Here is a 474-nt window from a genome sequence, read left to right as displayed (position 1 = left end):
AATCTATGCTCATAGTATTTTTACACTGTGGAGTATCAAAGAAACCGGTACAACCTAAAAAGTGCTGTCCAGTTTTTTTATTACGCATAACACGCATTAACTTTCCACAATCACCACAAACATGCATATCTTCGCTAATGCTAACAGTTTTAGCCAATGCTATTGATAGCACCCTCTCTGGATTCATTGTATCCAGTAGAGATTGAGCTCCCTTTAAAGTTGCTCCAGTAGTTATCACATCATCAATTATTAATATCTTTGATGCCTGAATTTTATTTTCATACTTTGGATTAAAGTGCAGATTATTTTGTATTTCAGTCGCCCTTTCATCACGACCCATTGTTTTTAAACTTTTAGCATCTTCCGAAAAATAAAACAAGTCCGAAATATATTGAGTGTGATTATTTTTTGAATTTCGACTCATTCGATTCAGGAGATTTTCCAATCGTCTATTTTTACCTTTCTTCGCTGGTA

The 474-nt window shown here is 34.2% G+C and carries 1 protein-coding gene; it reads right to left on the bottom strand.

Annotation, left to right across the window (positions count from 1 at the left end; translation table 11 throughout):
* Positions 1-474, bottom strand: a 474-nt coding sequence (locus M3194_RS30840; protein ID WP_285889683.1) for a ComF family protein, incomplete at both ends; no start/stop codon positions are given.

The organism is Paenibacillus glycanilyticus (genome assembly GCF_023715145.1).
Taxonomy (GTDB): domain Bacteria; phylum Bacillota; class Bacilli; order Paenibacillales; family Paenibacillaceae; genus Pristimantibacillus; species Pristimantibacillus glycanilyticus_A.
This window is presented reverse-complemented; position numbering and strand designations above follow the sequence as displayed.